This is a genomic window from uncultured Nostoc sp. (assembly GCF_937863485.1).
GTDB lineage: Bacteria > Cyanobacteriota > Cyanobacteriia > Cyanobacteriales > Nostocaceae > Nostoc.
The window spans coordinates 18847-34953 of record NZ_CALMFY010000157.1 but is presented as its reverse complement, the minus strand read 5'-3'; the positions used below and the strand labels follow the sequence as shown (position 1 = coordinate 34953).

13 protein-coding genes are annotated in these 16107 nt (G+C 43.1%); 6 read left to right on the top strand and 7 right to left on the bottom strand.

Annotated features, from left to right (window positions below):
* Window positions 1-60: 60 nt before the first annotated feature.
* Window positions 61-3003, bottom strand: coding sequence for a DNA polymerase I (polA, locus tag Q0541_RS20400; RefSeq protein WP_298914326.1), 2943 nt, complete (start codon window positions 3001-3003; stop codon window positions 61-63).
* Between the two features lie 192 nt (window positions 3004-3195).
* Between polA and Q0541_RS20395 the strand changes: the two genes are divergently transcribed.
* On the top strand, window positions 3196-4065 hold the full coding sequence (locus Q0541_RS20395) for a Cof-type HAD-IIB family hydrolase (RefSeq protein ID WP_298914323.1): 870 nt from the start codon (window positions 3196-3198) through the stop codon (window positions 4063-4065).
* Window positions 4066-4249: 184 nt separating this feature from the next.
* Here Q0541_RS20395 and Q0541_RS20390 read toward each other — a convergent pair whose 3' ends face one another.
* Entirely contained in the window at window positions 4250-4969 is a 720-nt protein-coding gene (locus Q0541_RS20390; RefSeq protein WP_366941904.1) for a DALR anticodon-binding domain-containing protein, read from the bottom strand.
* 481 nt (window positions 4970-5450) lie between these two features.
* Between Q0541_RS20390 and Q0541_RS20385 the strand changes: the two genes are divergently transcribed.
* Entirely contained in the window at window positions 5451-6209 is a 759-nt protein-coding gene (locus Q0541_RS20385) for a Crp/Fnr family transcriptional regulator (RefSeq protein WP_190899985.1), read from the top strand.
* Between the two features lie 78 nt (window positions 6210-6287).
* Here the strand turns inward: Q0541_RS20385 and Q0541_RS20380 are convergent, their stop codons facing one another.
* From Q0541_RS20380 to Q0541_RS20360, 5 genes are all read right to left on the bottom strand, one after another.
* On the bottom strand, window positions 6288-7334 hold the full coding sequence (locus Q0541_RS20380) for a PstS family phosphate ABC transporter substrate-binding protein (RefSeq protein ID WP_298914311.1): 1047 nt from the start codon (window positions 7332-7334) through the stop codon (window positions 6288-6290).
* Between the two features lie 294 nt (window positions 7335-7628).
* Window positions 7629-9026: an ABC transporter substrate-binding protein gene (locus Q0541_RS20375; RefSeq protein WP_298914308.1), complete on the bottom strand. Its 1398-nt coding sequence runs from the start codon at window positions 9024-9026 to the stop codon at window positions 7629-7631.
* A 65-nt stretch (window positions 9027-9091) separates the two neighbouring features.
* Window positions 9092-10168 (bottom strand): PstS family phosphate ABC transporter substrate-binding protein, encoded by a 1077-nt coding sequence (locus Q0541_RS20370; protein WP_298914305.1) that lies wholly within the window; start codon window positions 10166-10168, stop codon window positions 9092-9094.
* A 25-nt stretch (window positions 10169-10193) separates the two neighbouring features.
* On the bottom strand, window positions 10194-11594 hold the full coding sequence (locus Q0541_RS20365; RefSeq protein WP_298914302.1) for a serine/threonine-protein kinase: 1401 nt from the start codon (window positions 11592-11594) through the stop codon (window positions 10194-10196).
* A gap of 486 nt (window positions 11595-12080) precedes the next feature.
* Window positions 12081-13091, bottom strand: coding sequence for a LysR family transcriptional regulator (locus Q0541_RS20360; protein WP_298914300.1), 1011 nt, complete (start codon window positions 13089-13091; stop codon window positions 12081-12083).
* 212 nt (window positions 13092-13303) lie between these two features.
* Here Q0541_RS20360 and Q0541_RS20355 point away from each other — a divergent pair, with 212 nt between their 5' ends.
* The 4 genes from Q0541_RS20355 to Q0541_RS20340 all read left to right on the top strand — a co-directional run bounded on the left by Q0541_RS20355 (window position 13304) and on the right by Q0541_RS20340 (window position 15864).
* Window positions 13304-14026: an NnrU family protein gene (locus tag Q0541_RS20355; protein ID WP_298914297.1), complete on the top strand. Its 723-nt coding sequence runs from the start codon at window positions 13304-13306 to the stop codon at window positions 14024-14026.
* 416 nt (window positions 14027-14442) lie between these two features.
* A complete protein-coding gene (locus Q0541_RS20350) occupies window positions 14443-14577 on the top strand; it encodes a helix-turn-helix domain-containing protein (protein WP_298914296.1) in 135 nt (44 codons plus the stop codon).
* Between the two features lie 246 nt (window positions 14578-14823).
* Complete coding sequence (locus tag Q0541_RS20345) at window positions 14824-15057, top strand: zinc ribbon domain-containing protein (protein WP_298914293.1); 234 nt, start codon at window positions 14824-14826, stop codon at window positions 15055-15057.
* Between the two features lie 420 nt (window positions 15058-15477).
* Window positions 15478-15864 carry a thioredoxin domain-containing protein gene (locus Q0541_RS20340; RefSeq protein WP_298914290.1) on the top strand — a complete coding sequence of 129 codons (387 nt, stop codon included), beginning with the start codon at window positions 15478-15480 and terminating at the stop codon, window positions 15862-15864.
* The last annotated feature ends 243 nt before the right edge of the window (window positions 15865-16107 follow it).

The following is a 16107-nucleotide window of genomic DNA, read 5'->3' as shown; positions in this document are numbered from 1 at the left end:
ATAAGACAAAAGTACTTTTATACCAACGTAATTGTCCGAATCCCCAGTCCCCAGTTCAACTTACTTCGTCTCCATCCAATTTTCACCGACACGCGCCTCCACCAGCAACGGCACACTCAACTGGACTGCATTTTCCATTACCGACTTAATTTGTGGTTGTAATTCTTCCCACTGCTGAGGGGGGATTTCAAACACTAATTCATCATGAACTTGCAACAACAAACGCGCCTGATAGTTCTTCAAAACCTCATGCAGTCTTACCATTGCAATTTTGATAATATCAGCGTTTGAACCTTGAATTGGTGCATTAGCAGCCGAGCGTAGTAAACCTGCATCGTAAGCACCTAAATTCTTTAATTTACTCAGATCAATATCTTCTGGGTTACTGCCTTTTAATTTGCGTAAACTATTATTAGTAAAATCAAAGTAACGACGACGACCGAGAATAGTTTCTACATAACCAAGAGATATCGCTTCTTTTTTGACTCGCTCCAAATATGCAAAGACTTTAGGATATCGTTCATTAAACCGCTTAATGAACTCATTGGCAATAGTCTTATCTATCCCAGTTGAGCGCGAAAACCTTAGAGAACCCATTCCATAAATCACGCCAAAATTGATAGTTTTTGCCATCCCTCGTTCTTCTGAGGTTATATTTTCTTTTTCAAAGACTAACCGCGCCGTAACAGTATGAACATCTTCATTTTGCTGATATGCTTGCACTAATATCGGCTCTTGACTCAAATGAGCCAAAATACGCAATTCAATTTGTGAGTAATCAGCAGCCACCATTAACCAACCAGGTTCTGGCAAAAACGCCTTGCGAATTTGGCGACTAAAAGCTGTCCGAATCGGGATATTTTGCAAATTCGGATTAGAAGAAGATAACCTACCAGTTGATGTCGCAGCTTGATTAAAATCAGTATGCACCCGCTGGGTATCTGGACGCACTAATGCAGGTAATGCATCAACATAAGTTGATTTTAATTTAGATAGGGTGCGATACTCAATTATCACCTCAACCAAACCAGTTTTATCATCTTCTTGGAGTCTTTCCAATGTTGCTGCATCTGTAGAGTAGCCTGTTTGAATTTTACGAGAATGTTTAGTGCTTAACCCCAACTTTTCAAACAAGATTTGACTCAATTGCTTAGGAGAACCCAAGTTAAAATTTTCCCCAGCTTTTTCAGTTGCTTCCTCTTTTAACCTGGCTAACTCAGTTTCTAAATGCTGCGAAAGTTCTTGTAAATAAGCTGAATTAATGCGGACACCTGTGTATTCCATTTGGGCTAAAACTGCTTCTAGTGGCTGTTCCACTTCCACTAAGAGCTTAGATAAAGCTGGAATTTTATCCAGTTCCTCACGTAATTTCGGCACTAAACCAAAGGTAGAATAAGCATCCATACCGCAGTAATCTGCTACGGCAGGAATATCTATATCAGCGATGGTTTTGCCTTTAGGAACTAAATCTAAGTAACTTTTTGCGATCAATCCCAAATATCGCTGCGCCAAATCCATCAAATTATGACTCGAATCTGGATTTAGAATGTAACTTGCCAGCATCGGATCAAACACTACTCCCGCCAAATTAATTCCTTGACACTTTAGAACTAAGCGGTCAAATTTGGCATTCTGTAAAGCTTTGGGATAATCGACACTTTCGAGAATTGGGCGTAGTGTTTCTAACGCAAAATCTTTATTCAAATTTTCCCCAGTTTTATGCCCCAGAGGAATATACGCTACCTCATCTGGTTTCGTTCCCCAACAGCAACCAATTCCTACTAACTCAGCGTCTCTTGGTTCTAAATCAGTGGTTTCAGTGTCCCAAGCAACGGGAGTCTTGGGGGTAGTGAATTTTTGCAAAAGTTTCACTAACTCAGTTAATTTGGCTTCAGTGTTGATGATGCGTGGTGTAATTGGGGAAGTAGATTCTTGTGAAAGTGCTGCTGTATCACTAGCACTGAAAAACCACAAATCATTATCTTCATTAGCGCTGAATTCTGAGTTAGCAAAGTTGGAATTAATTACCTCTTTTTTGGCTTCTTGTTTGTCTTCGACTTGGCCACCAAAACGTTGCTGGAGGTCGTTTATTTTACCTAAAAAAGACTTTAATTCTAATTTCTCTAAAATTGGTGATAAGATGCTTGTCTCAAAACCGTTTAATTTGCAATCTTCTAAATTAATTTCTATAGGAACATCCAAAACTATAGTTGCCAAATACTGTGACCTATCGGCATCTTCTTTACCACTTGCTAGTTTTTTCTGAGTTGCGCCTTTAATTTCATCTAACGCAGCATAAATATGCTCAAGGGAACCATAGGTATTTAGCAGCTGCACTGCTGTCTTTTCTCCAATTCCCTTGACCCCAGGAATATTATCCGATTTATCACCACAAAGAGCTTTGAAATCCACAATTTGTGAAGGTAAAACGCCCATCTTCTCTTTGACTTGTTCTGCTTCAAATTCCGTAATGCTATTTGTAGAGCGCTTTAGGGCATCTGGACTAAAATTCAGAACAGTGATTTCTTTGTCAGAGTCAATCAGTTGAAATAAATCGCGATCGCCAGTGAGAATCTTCACCCTATACCCAGCAGTAGTTACTCGCTGTGCTAAGGTTCCCAAAACATCATCTGCCTCGTAACCAGGGGCAGTGAAAATTGGTAGATTGAAGCCATTGAGCAACTCATGCAGGTTTGCGAAGTCGGGAATGAAGTCTTCTGGCGTTTCAGGACGATCGGCTTTATAAGTATCGTCGGCTTCGTGGCGAAAAGTTGCCTCGCCCAAATCAAAAGCGATCGCCATTGCTTGGGGCTGTTGTGTTGCCATTACCTCCAGCAGACACTTAACAAAACCAAAACATATACTGGTAGGAATCCCCGTTGTAGTCCGCAGTCCTCCATCTCGCCCTTTGGCGAAAGCAAAGTATGAACGATAAGCCAGGGAGTGCCCATCTACAAGGATGAACGTGGGGCGTGTTGCAGTTGCAGAAGTGATTTCAGACATAGCCCTATTTTAGCCAGAAGCTTTGTCAGATAGTTAGCAATTTCAGATGCTCGTTGAGTTAGTTTTTGCCTACCAATTGCTCCTGTACATAATTTAAGACAAACTGATGTCTACGTTATTTGCAGCTTTAGTACTCCCCACTGGTTTCTAGAGCCTGTTAACCTCTTACTGGAACTTAAAATCTAGGAAATTATGCACAAAGCATCTGCCACACATTTGGCATCTACTGATAATCAGGCTGCTGCAAAAGACATTAAACTACTAGTTTTGGATGTAGATGGCACGATCGCTGGACATTCTAACGCCATCAGTGCAGATGTAAAGCAAGCGATTGTTGCAGCCCAAGCCCGAGGAATTAAAGTGGCGATCGCTACAGGTCGAATGTATCGTTCAGCCTTACGCTTCCACCAAGACATTGGCTCTACCCTACCATTAATGGCCTATCAGGGAGCCTGGATTCAAGACCCGATCACCCAAAAAATTTATCGCCATTGGGCTGTTTCCAGGGAAATCGCCCACAAGCTAATCGACTATTTTGAGCAGCCTGAGTTGCGATCGCTCCTATCTGTCCACTTTTACATCAATGATCAGCTATACGTCCGTGAGTTAACTAGAGAAACCCAAATTTATGCAGAACGTTCTGGTGTTACCCCGATTCCTGTGGGTGATTTGCGCCAAGTCTTAACGAATGAACCAACAAAAATTCTCGCTTTGTGCGATGACACTGATGTGATTGATCAGCTATTGGGGAATATGCGCCGCCAATACACACCTGCTGAACTTTATCTCACAACATCTGTTGCTACATTTTTTGAAGCAACTAACGCCTCTGTGAATAAGGGAACTGCTGTGCGTTACCTAGCCGAAGAATTGCTGGGATTACAGACAGCCAACGTTATGGCGATTGGGGATAACTTCAATGATGTGGAAATGCTGAAATATGTTGGACTTGGTGTAGCTATGGGCAACGCACCAGCAGGAGTGCAAGCGATCGCTCAGTGGGTAGCTCCTAGCGTAGAGGAAGACGGAGCAGCAGTAGCAATTGAAAAGTTTTTGCTGTAATCATCAGGGCACTTTTTCAAAGTTAACCCATATAAATCAGAAAGGACACCGACGACTGGCCGTGTTTCGTCTCGGTGCCCTAGCTGGTTCGCTCCTCACACACCTGCTAATGTAGCCCAGGTCATGCATTCAGTCAATAGCTATTATAAAAGTTTTTATTTTCTACCTAAGCGACATTACCGATTTATAATTCCAAGGGCGCAAAAACACCTAAGTTTTCTTCTAGCACATATCTTAATACTGACTGAGTAGCCATAAGCAATCCAAGTCTGGCTTGGGCTAGCTCTGGTGAGGTAATTTTCACCTCACCCCAAATCCGGCAATTAGACCAGAAGTTTTCAAAAGCTTGGCTCAAATTCAGCGCTACTTTTTCCCATTTCACAGAACCGCTAACATCAGGGCACTCGATGTTATCTATCACTTGCACTAACTCAGCAATTAGACGACGCTCACCTGGGTGATTTAGCCGCAATGTTCTATCACAATTGAGCCAAGGTAAAGGGTTAGGGAAGATAACACTCCAAAAAGCTGGACTAGTATTTGGAACTGGTTCTCTAAGTTTAATCAATCCTTCTCGATGAGCCATCAGCACTAGCGAACAGCAACGTGCATGGGCATACTGAACAGCAAACAATGAATTAGGCATTGGGCACTTGTACTGAGCGGCGTCGTTGGCGCAGCCTCTCCTTGGCGCAGCCTCTCGTAGAGAAGAGTTGTATTGGGCATTAATTGTCCCCTGCTCCCCCTCTCCTTCTAAACTCCCCACAGCAAGACTTTGTAACCAAGCCGCTAAGGTAGAGTGAGTTAATTCAAAATGTATCCAGCCAGGGGGAACAATTTGGACGCTAAAAACGTCGCCACAAGTCTTCGATAAATCAGAGGCGATCGCACTGGCAAGCTCCATAGCTTTTCGATTCTGAGATTTTGATAGCCGCAGGGCCACACTTGAGATATATAAAACTCTACCTTCATCTCTATCTTTATATAGATGATTTTTTTCGTCTTTTACGCATATATTTTCTACTTTATAAGTATTAATGCTTATTACTTTTTCCAAGTAACTATATAATAGCTGTTTAATTGACGTATATTTCCTAACTAGTAATTTATAATGCACGTAGTTTTGTTTAAACACCCATGTAAAATATATTTACTGATTTTCTGTCATCTATCTTGCGAGATAAATATAATTTAGATGAAGAAAAATGAGAAGAGGATAAAATTTGATGAATAATCGATGAATAGTAAGTAACCTTTACTACCATCATTGTACAGTAGGAAGTATAACAAAAGAGTAGAGAGTAATTTGCTTTCTATTCTTTGGATTGGCTGGCGCTGTTAGGCGTTAAGCCTCGCCAACACAAAGACACTCCTTGCACCTTTTTATGACGTCTTTGTCTTCAGCCGAACGCTCTTTGTTACCTATGCAATCTCCATCCTCCTTTTCTGAGGCATCACGGCCTTTTTTAACTTGGCAACGAATTCTTGACTGGGCTCAAGAACACTACCGCTGCCGTACCTTTAGCAAAGATGAGCGCATTCCAGCCCGACCTGGATTGCTATATTTGGTGCAAAGGGGTGCGATCCGCATGGTAGGAACCGCCCAAGTGAGTGCGACTGCCAGTCAGCTAACGTCTCGACGAATCAACAGAACCCCAGAAGAAGCGTTCTTGGGTTTTGTGGGAGCGGGACAGCCATTTGAAATTGTTGCCCAGTCACCATTCACACTCCAGGCTTATGCCCATGTTGACCAAACTGCGGTGCTATGGATGTACTGGCATGACTTAGACAACTGGCCTCACTTCCGTCGCGAAGTTATGGATGCCTTTAGGTATCAGCACCAGCGTAAGCTGCTGTGGCTGAGTGCCCTGGGACAACGCCGCACAATTGACCGCCTCTTAGGATTTCTCACATTGTTAATTGAGGAATATGGAGAGCCAGCAATGAGCGACACTGATCCTGATGTGATTCGCGGTTATTGTCTGCCCTTCCCCCTCACCCATGCCCAAATTGGGAGCGCGATTGGTTCGACTCGTGTCACCGTCACCCGCTTAATGGGTAAGCTGCGTCAACGCGGCTTAATCCTCACCCAAGGGGATAATCTCATTTGCTTGCCAGCAGAATCGATTAATAGAGCTGGTTAAAGCACAGTTCAGAGCGGCGATTTCCGCCACTCTGTCTGAGTGCGCTGGGCTACGCCCCGCCGGATGCGATCGCTCATGTCAGCGAATTTTGACAAACCCAGCTTGGCTAATCAGTTCCTGTCCCTGCTCAGTTAGTAGTAAGTTGGCGTAAGCGACACCTGCTTGCTGCTCAGTTTGACCATTCTGTTTGACCACCACAAACAGATTGCGAGTAATGGGGTATTTTCCTGATTGGAAAGCCTCAGTGTTCAATTTGTTCCGTTTACCAGGACATTCAGACGGGAGGACAGAAGGTTCTTGGTATGGAGCAATGTATTGCCCTTGCGTCCGCCCCAACGGCAAGGCTTTGATTGAGCATTGAGGAATCACTTCTGGGGCAGAAGCGTAGTAGATGCTGCCAGGACTACCAGCCAATTTTTGCAAGGCTTGGGTGGTTGTGGAGATAAATTCCACATTGGAGCTGAAAGCTTGACCACCCAAGATGTCTTGAACAAAAAGTTCGACTGTACCGCCATCAACAATGCGGCGAGAATAGGGCTTAATCGGGATATTGGGGCCGCCCACCTGGCTCCAATTATTGATTTTGCCTGTATAAATTGACTTTAACTGTTCTATCGTTAGTCCTGGGATATTGAGGTTAGGGTTAACTGCGACTGCCAAACCATCAATTGCCACAGGAATTTGTTTCAAAGTGAACCCACGCTGCTGGGCACGGCTTAACTCCTGATCTAGAACTGGTCGGGAGGACTGGGCAAAAGCTAATTGACCGTCTATCAGTGACTGGATACCAGTACCAGAACCAGGAGATCCATTGCTGGGTTCTACATAGCGCAGCCGAAGTTCTGGTCGCGCCGCTTGAATTCCTGGATCAACTACCAGTCGAATCGGTGCCCAAGATGTACTGCCTCCGTAATTGAATAATCCTGTAGGAACATCTTGTACTGAGGCGAAAGTCTTGCCACTAGGTTGTTCTGATGCAGTTTGGGGCGTTTTGGTGCTACCAGAATTAATTGTATTTAGATCAAGACCAGACTTTCTGGTGAACCACCAAAAACCGCCAGCTATTAGCCCAACCGTGATTAGGATGGATAAAACAAGAATAGGTATTTCATTTTTTTGGGACATACTAAATTACCCGCGTCCATTCAATATAAGTGCTTGACTTGATAGGTGCTTGCTACTTGAGATTGTATTGGGAGGACAGGCATTTTGTTAACGAATTATGATAAATCCTAACTTCTGACTACTTTAAGGTTCTAAGTATTTTATTTGAATTATTTATTACTTCTCTACAAGGCTTAATTGCTGGTGAGGAAAAATTGCTAGTTGACACTACAATTTTTCCCGTAAAGCTTAATTTCTCATCTTGAGAGCTTTTTTAGGTTAACTATTGGTTAATTTTTAATTTTTTATTGCTGCTTATCGCACTGGTTCAAAGTCATAACCAGTGCCAGAGCGAGAACCAGGAACAATTTTTACAAGTTGGACTGGCGCATTGCGATCGCCTGATGCTAAAAACCGAATTGTACCAGAAGCGCCAGTGGCAGAAAAGTCAGAGGAGAAGAGTGCTTGTTGGACTCCTGATCGTGTGGGATTGCGTTTTAATGCCTCAATCAGGGCTACAGTGGCATCATAGCTGAGGGCGCTTCGCCAACTCACATCACCGCCCCATAACTGCCGTGATTTCTGGGGAAAATCTGACTTAGGATCACTATCAATATGCCAGGGAACTGCCAGTACCATCCCCGTAGCTTGTTCTCTGCCAATTTCTAAAGTTTTGACGGTGTAAACATCATCTCCCGCCAGCAGAGTTAACCGTTTCTGGTTAATCTGAACTACTTGCAGCCCTTTATCTAGAGTTTCAGTGTTAGCTGCTAACATCAACACTTCTGCACCTTGCTTAGTTGCTTGTTCTAGGCTTTTAGCCGCGCTAAAATCCACCTTGGATAAGTCAAATTCGCTGGATACTTGTCCACCCTCTAAGGAAACAGATGAAACAAACTCAGACTTTAAAGACTGGCTATAGTTACTTTGAGAATTAAAGAAAACCACTGCATTTTTTTTCTGCAAGGTTTTCACCATATAGTTAGCTAAACTTCTAGCAGCCATAAAATCACTGGGAACCGTGCGAAAAACGTAGTGGCTAAAGTTAGAAATTTTTACAGATGTGCTGGTAGGGGAAATTGCTACAAGTTGTCCAGAATTATAAATAGTACCTGCTGCTAAGGTGGAATCACTAGTATTAGGCCCAACTACACCTAATACTTCTGAATTGCTGACTAGGCTGGAAGCTATTTGCTTCGATATTTCTGGCTTGTCGTCATCGTTAGCTATCCCTACCTTCAACGGTACTCCCTTGACTCCTCCAGAGCGATTAATTTGATTTTGGGCTTGGGCGATGCCACGTAAAATTTCTAAGGAAGCATTGGGGTCAGTGCCGAATGGTACAGAAGCCACAATGGTGTAGCTCTTGGAACCGATGCGGGCATTGTTAAGAAAGATTAATGCTTCTGGATCGTTACGGTTGAGTTTTAGGGCAGCGGTGAAATTGGCGATCGCTTTATCATAACTTTTAGCAGCGATCGCCTGTACTCCTTCTTTTTTTGCAGGAGAAATGTCACCTGGAGTCAAAGTTTTTTCCCCAAAACTAATCCGGTTTTCTAGGGATGGATTGCTGCCTGTTTCTTGATTTGAAATGATGGTATTACCAATTTTGAACCCAGTGCCATTAGTAAACCACCACACGCCACTGCCAACTATTCCAACTGTCAGCAACAGAGCCAAGGCTAAAATTGTGGTTTCATTCTTTTGTGACATAAACAAATTTGAATAAAATAAAAATGTTTATTATTTGATTATTTTGCTAAATCTAACCACTTTAATCATTTAATTCTGACAAATCCAGCCTTTTGGATCAGTTCTTGACCCTGAGGTGTCAGCAGCCAATTTGCATAAGCTTCGCCAGCTTGCTGATCCGTTTGACTATTCTGTTTAACTATTACAAATAAATTGCGGGTAATTGCATAGTCCCCGCTACGAAACGCCTGAGTATTCAACTGATTACGCTTAGTGGGACATTCAGACGGAGGTACAAAGGGTTCTTGGTAGGGAGGCACAAATTGACCGCTTGTGCGCCCTAGTGGCAGGGATTTTATCATACATTGGGGTACAATCTCTGGGGCAGAAGCATAGTAAATTCCACCAGGACTTGCAGCTACTTTTCGTACTGCTTCAGTGGTCGTGTTAATATAACTAACGTTAGTACCAAAATTCTCTTTATTTAGAATATTTTCGACAAAGAATTCCACTGTACCCCCAGCTTCTTTGGTGCGAGAATAAACTGTAATGGGTAAATTTGGGCCACCCACCTGTTGCCAATTAGTAATCTTGCCCGTGTAGATATCTTTGAGTTGGGCGACAGTTAAACCAGGAATGTTGAGATTGAGGTTAACTGCGATCGCAATTCCATCAATCGCCACTGGAATTTCTTTGAAACTAAATCCTTTTTGTTTAGCTTCTGTATTTTCTTCAGCCTTAACCGAGCGAGAAGATTGAGAAAAAGCTAGTTGATTGTCTATCAACATCCGAATGCCAGTTCCAGATCCTGATTCACCTGACGGAGGTTGAGTATAGCGTAAAATAAACTGAGAGCATTGGCTTTGGAGTACGGAGTCTACGTCTTTACGAATAGGTGCCCAGGTTGTGCTACCACCATAGTTAAATGTCCCCTCTGGGAGATTTGGCACGTCACATTTGCTGATGGTATTACTTGTCTTGCCAGTCTCTATAGGCTTAGGAACAGAAATGGCATCTCTGGGATTGTTATTCTCCGACTGGTTCGCAACAAGTTTATTTAATTGCGCCCACCGTGCCATAAAAAACCATAAGCCACCAAAGATTAAGCCAATGGTAATGACTACGGCTAAGAAAAGGCTAAGTGTTTCGTTTTTCTGAGACATAGGTGGCTGTTAACACCAGGACTTTTTAAAGTAATAGAGATAATAATTTATAAATAAGTCGAAATACGGCTGTTAGTGAAATGGCTACTAAGCCTGCTGCAACTGATAAAAAAACTACTGTTTGAATGCCAAGACCCCCTTGTAAAAAGGGAAGAAAATAAATAATCGCAAAAGTAATTGTCGGAATAATTAATAAATCGAACTTTTCAATCCACCGCCTGGTTTGGGCAAATATCAGTATCCCCAAAATTACACATGCAACAATGAAAGTAGCTATTGGTGATTTTACTAGACTAAAGAGGGCGATCGCGATCAATGCCCCCTCAAATCCACTAAATGCCGCCCCACCCAATAATTCCACTGTAGAAAACGCTGGTTGAGTTGGTGGACGGCGGGGGACGACGGGACTGGAACTTTTAGGCGGTTGTGTTGGGAGTGTTACAGAAGGCGAATTAAGTTGTATCGGGGCTAGAGGCTGTGAGTTAAGTGCATCTAGAACCTCCTGGGCTGATTGGAAGCGCTGATTAGCAGCAGGTAGCAGCATTTTGTCTAAAATATCAGCAAGGCGAGGGTTGATAGTCACTTGCGATCGCCATTTCCACTGATTGCTGTAGGCATCAAATAGTTGAATTGCTTCCTGATTTGTCAACAAAGTAATAAGAGTTATAGCTAAGGCGTATAAATCTGTAGATGGAAATACTTGACCTCCAGCCATCTGCTCAGGTGGTGCAAATCCCATAGAATAAATTCCCGTGGAAGAAGCAGCAGAACCAGATGCAGCGTTTGTCACAAGCTTTACTGCGCCAAAATCTAGCAGAAAAAGTTTACCATCACGACGGCGCATGATGTTAGACGGTTTAATATCTCTGTGGATAATGCCTCTATGATGGACAAACTTTAGCACCTTCAGGATTTCTTGCAGCACCTTCAACACTTGCTGTTCAGAAAATTTACCCTGTTGAACTAATTCTTCCTCTAGGTTTTGCCCATCAATATACTCTTGTACCAAATAAAAAAACTGGTCTTGCTGTCCTGGCTGCAAACTGTTAACTATCACTGGAAAGAAGGCAAACAAGTCAGGAATTTGCTCGTGATCGTTACCAAGCTGTGCTAAAACTTCTGCCTCTCTCTCAAACATTATCTGTGCTTGTTGCAGTTGATTTAAAGTTAAATTACCCGCTGGTTGAAACTGCTTAACTACGCATTGACGCATTCCTGGAATTCGGCGATCGCGTGCCAAAAATGCTGCTCCAAACCCCCCTCTTCCCAGCAGCTTAATTGTCACATATCGACCATCTAGCAGCAGTGGCATACCACAGGTAGTACAGTACTTTTGCTGCGTTGTTTTCAGCGTCGTAATATCATCTAAATCGGCAAAATAGTTTTGTGGGCGTGGGCAACGTGGACGAGTACAGTAAACTTCCATTTTCCTGATTAGTCATTAGTCAAAATAATTCGTAATTGATAATACTCGCCTCTGGCGAGAAGCAAGCTATGTAATTCGTAATTCATTCAGGTTACAGAGCGACTAAATTTATTTATAAAGAACAAGAAACTTTTTTCCTGATGTCAAACCCCTAGCTTGCTATGCTACGCTGCGCGAACAGCTATGAGGTAATAATTACGAATTACGTAAGCGCAGCCTTCCCGTAGGGGATTACGAATTATTTGGTCATTGGTCATTTACAAAAAAAACAAAGAACAAATGACAAAAAAAGAAGTATGAGTGCCGACTGATGGCGATAGCGCAGCCTCAACTCTACCAGAGGCTCTGCCAACGTAGTCCGCGTAGAGAGCGTGTCTGGTAGAAAGGGTCTGGTTACTATTCCCGGAACCCTACTCAAAAGCCAAGCTACGCGCAGCGGCGACCTCAAAACAAGGGTAGAGAACTTCAAAGACTAATCGCCAGATTTTAGTCTTCGCCGGAGGTGGGCGTTCCTATATCTAATGTAGTTACCACTATGTTTTTTTGTGGCAATGTTAACACATCTTGATTCCATCCAGGATTAGCAAACTGAGGTAAAATTTCCCGACTAAAAGCTTCTGCGGCCTTGGATCTATAGCGATTGGGATTAAAAATCAGCCACAGTGTCCGTTTGACGACGACGCCTTCAATGTTGGCACAGTGCAGAACACCCATTTGTAACTCTTTAGCGATCGCGCTAGTTGAAACAAAGGCAGCCCCCAAACCAGATTGCACAGCATTTTTAATTGCTTCAATGGAATTTAGTTCCATTTCAACTCTAAAACGTCTTGTATCAATCTCACAGCGTCCTAGCACTTGGTCAATTACTTTGCGGATAGTCGATTGGGAATCTAGGGCAATGAATTGTAATTTGTATAGCTCTTCTTTTTGGATTTTTTCATGTTTGGCTAAGGGATGAAATACAGGTAGAATTAGCGCTAGTTCGTCTTCAGCGTAAGGAAGAACTTCTAAAGATTCTGATAGTTCACCCGGAATTTCACCGCCGATAATTGCCAGATCAACTTGTCCGTTAGCGACACTCCAAGCAGTTCGCCTAGTGGAGTGGACGTGTAATTGCACTGCCACATCTGGATATTTGTGTCGGAACATCCCAATCATTTTGGGCAAAAGATAAGTGCCAGTGGTTTGAGAAGCACCGACAATCAAAGTACCGCCTTGGAGATTTTGTAAATCCTCGATCGCGCGGCAGGTTTCCTGACACAGGCTGAGGATTTTTTCACCGTAACTAAGGAGTAGATGCCCTGCTTCGGTTAATTGGGCGCGTCGTCCGCCACGGTCAAATAAGGGGACATCCAGCTGTCGTTCGAGATTTTGGACTTGCAAGCTGACGGCAGGTTGGGAGACGTAAAGACTATCAGCGGCGCGCTTGAAGCTTCCTTCTTGGGCGATCGCTATTAAAATACGTAACTGATCTAAAGTGAAAGGAAGGTCAGACATAAGGCTCAACCCACAAACTTTGAAAGGAGCGGATGCACACAATAAATCAGGTTTGGCAGCAATCAGCTAGGCATGATTTGTTGCATATTAAACTTGAAGGCTTAATTTGAAAAAGACAGTAGCACAACATCTTGACTCAAGTCCCCTTTTTAACACTTTGTGGTATTGGTTGTACTGAATTCAATTTTCTTTAAATTACTTCACCCGTGTATATGTTGCTGATTTCTTGGTTGACACCTAGTCATTTTGTCATACTGGGGTTACAAATAGTTTTTGCGATCGCTCATAGTGGAGGCGCTGCTTTGCGCCCTTGGGCAGAAAAATACATTGGCCCAAGGCTTTATCGCATTCTCTTTGCATTAGTCAGCCTAACGTTGGCTGTGATATTAATTATTTACTTTTTTGGGCACCGCTATGATGGTTTGCAACTTTGGCAGGTACAAGGGGTGCCAGGAGTGCGAGAATTTGTTTGGCTGCTGTCAGCGATCTCGTTCTTGTTTTTATATCCTGCTACCTTCAATCTACTAGAAGTTGCTGCCATTCAAAAGCCCCAAGTTCATCTCTACGAAACAGGAATTATTCGGATTACCCGTCATCCTCAAATGGTAGGACAAATAATTTGGTGTGTTGCCCATACTCTGTGGCTGGGTACTACCTTTACCCTTGTGACTTCCATTGGATTGGTGTTACATCACTTGTTTGGAGTTTGGCACGGGGATCGCCGTCTGAGCGATCGCTATGGGGAATCCTTTGAAATTGCCAAACAACGGACTTCAATTATTCCTTTCAAAGCAATTATTGACGGCCGTCAATCTATCAAATGGCAGGAATTTATCCGCCCTGCCTATTTGGGAGTCACTATTTTTATAGTTTTGCTATGGTGGTCGCACCCTCTGTTGCTGGAAGCAACTAGTAGGATCAGATGGGAAATTTAGCTTAAAGAGCAGAAGCCTCTCGCCTACCCGTTCGCGGTAGCCTTCCGCAGGAAAGGGAGGTGATGAGACGGTAGTCACTCATGGGATTTCCCCAAGACCCTTACGGGTGATGCTGGTGACGCAAGGGTAGCCCAGCTAAGGCGACTGTGCGTAGCGTCTGACTGGCCTTAGCTGCGCTAACGCCAGTCGCTTCTCCTAAGGGAGACGCGCAAGGGACAAGTCGGGAAACCCCCTGTTAGGGTCTGGCTCACCGCACTGCTCCATTTAATGCGCCTGAGACGACGATTCCACCCCCCGAATGAATCAACAAGCGTAGCTCTTGACAATCAAGGAGGTGGATGAGGAGATGAACAAATGTCTTGATTGTTGGCGGAAGAGATATTATCATGGTGACTCAAGCGTAATCAGGTCGATTCATGTTGAGAGCGGTCAAAGTCAGATTTTACCTAACAACAGCCCAGCAAGCTCATTTGGTACAAGCCTATAGCTGTGTTCGCTGGGTTTGGAATCAGTCTCTAAGTGTAGTCTCAGACTTACAAAGAGGCGGGTAAGGGCTTGTCAGCTTACGACATGAAGAAACAGATTCTAGTTTGGAAAGTTGAGTATAAATGGCTCAAAGAACGTTATTCCTAATCTTTGCAGCAATCCTGTTTAAATCTGTCTCAAGCTTTTATCAACTTCTTTGATGGTCTGACTAAATACCCAACCTTTAAAACTAGGCACGGTAGACAGTCTCTTCAATATCCAGCTAACGTCAAAATCATCTCTATTCTAATAGCTTATTGCCAATTCCTAAGATGGACTCAGGTGTGCGTTCTTTCCTTTGTCCTCACTGCAATACACACCATGACAGAGATGTGAATGCGGCAATTCTTATCAGAAATGAAGGCTTGCGGATCTTGTCGTTGGGAACCAACGATACTGCCCTTGGAGGCAACGTCAGACCAAAGCGTTATGGGCACAAGTCTACTACTGCCGAGGCTGTTGCCAATGAATTGGGAAACCTACATTTCCCGCTTGCCCAAATGTAGGTAGTTCACGCGATCCCCAGTGTCAGCATAAAATCCAAAATAGATGGGAATTTTACCTTATCAATTGCCCCGAATCAATGTACGATCAGTTCAAACAGCTATTCAGTGGAGGTGCGTTCAGTTAGTTTGAGATTTTATATTGGTAGTTGGTCAGTTGCTTTTCCTCGGGAATAAATGGCAATTCAGTGAAATTCACAGGTGGAGACGGCAATCAGGAGTCTAACATCCAAAAAAGCCACCGTGAGAGTCGCGCTGGTTTTTTTGTCAGAGACACATCAACGCGCTCAATTTTTGCCTAATTATTCTGTGTCCTGAGATTTGGTTCCTGAAAGCATCTATCGACAGTTAACGACTTACCAATCCTTCACTTCAGTGCTGATAGGTAGTTTAATATAAAAACCTTATAATCCAAGAGGCGTCATGGTGTTGTCGGTTAGTGAGCAGACATTTACTCAAGAAGTTTTAGAATCTCCTATTCCTGTTTTAGTTAACTTTGAAGCACCTTGGTGTGGCTTGTGTCGGATTATCCACCCGCTATTGTTGCAATTTCAAGCCCAATGTGGGGAAGAAATTAAATTAGTTGGGATTAATGCCGATCAAAATTTTAAATTGTCTACTACTTATAGGCTAAAGTCACTACCAACCTTACTATTGATTGAAAATGGCACTCTTCGGCATCGTTTGGAAAGCTTTGGCGGCAGAGAAGATTTACGTCTAGCTTTAGAAGACATTAAAGCTAGTTACAGGAGTTGCCCAGAAATCTACAAAAGTCCGAAAACAGCTGACTTAGAGTATCGGTCTGCTTGATTGGCATTGAGCATTAGGACTAACGTTCTTTTATGTCTCTGAGTAGAGAAAAAGTAAGAGGCTGACCTGGAATCTTTTTCAAAGCCTTGCTTGATAAGCATTGCCAAAAAATCCTTGTTTGGAACCAAGCACGGAGAAACAATGTTTTAAATATTCTCTAATGAGAGTAAAAAAAGAGCGCTAATGACCAATGACCAGTGACGAAATCTAAAACCATGCTTAACACCCCACCCAATCACTCTT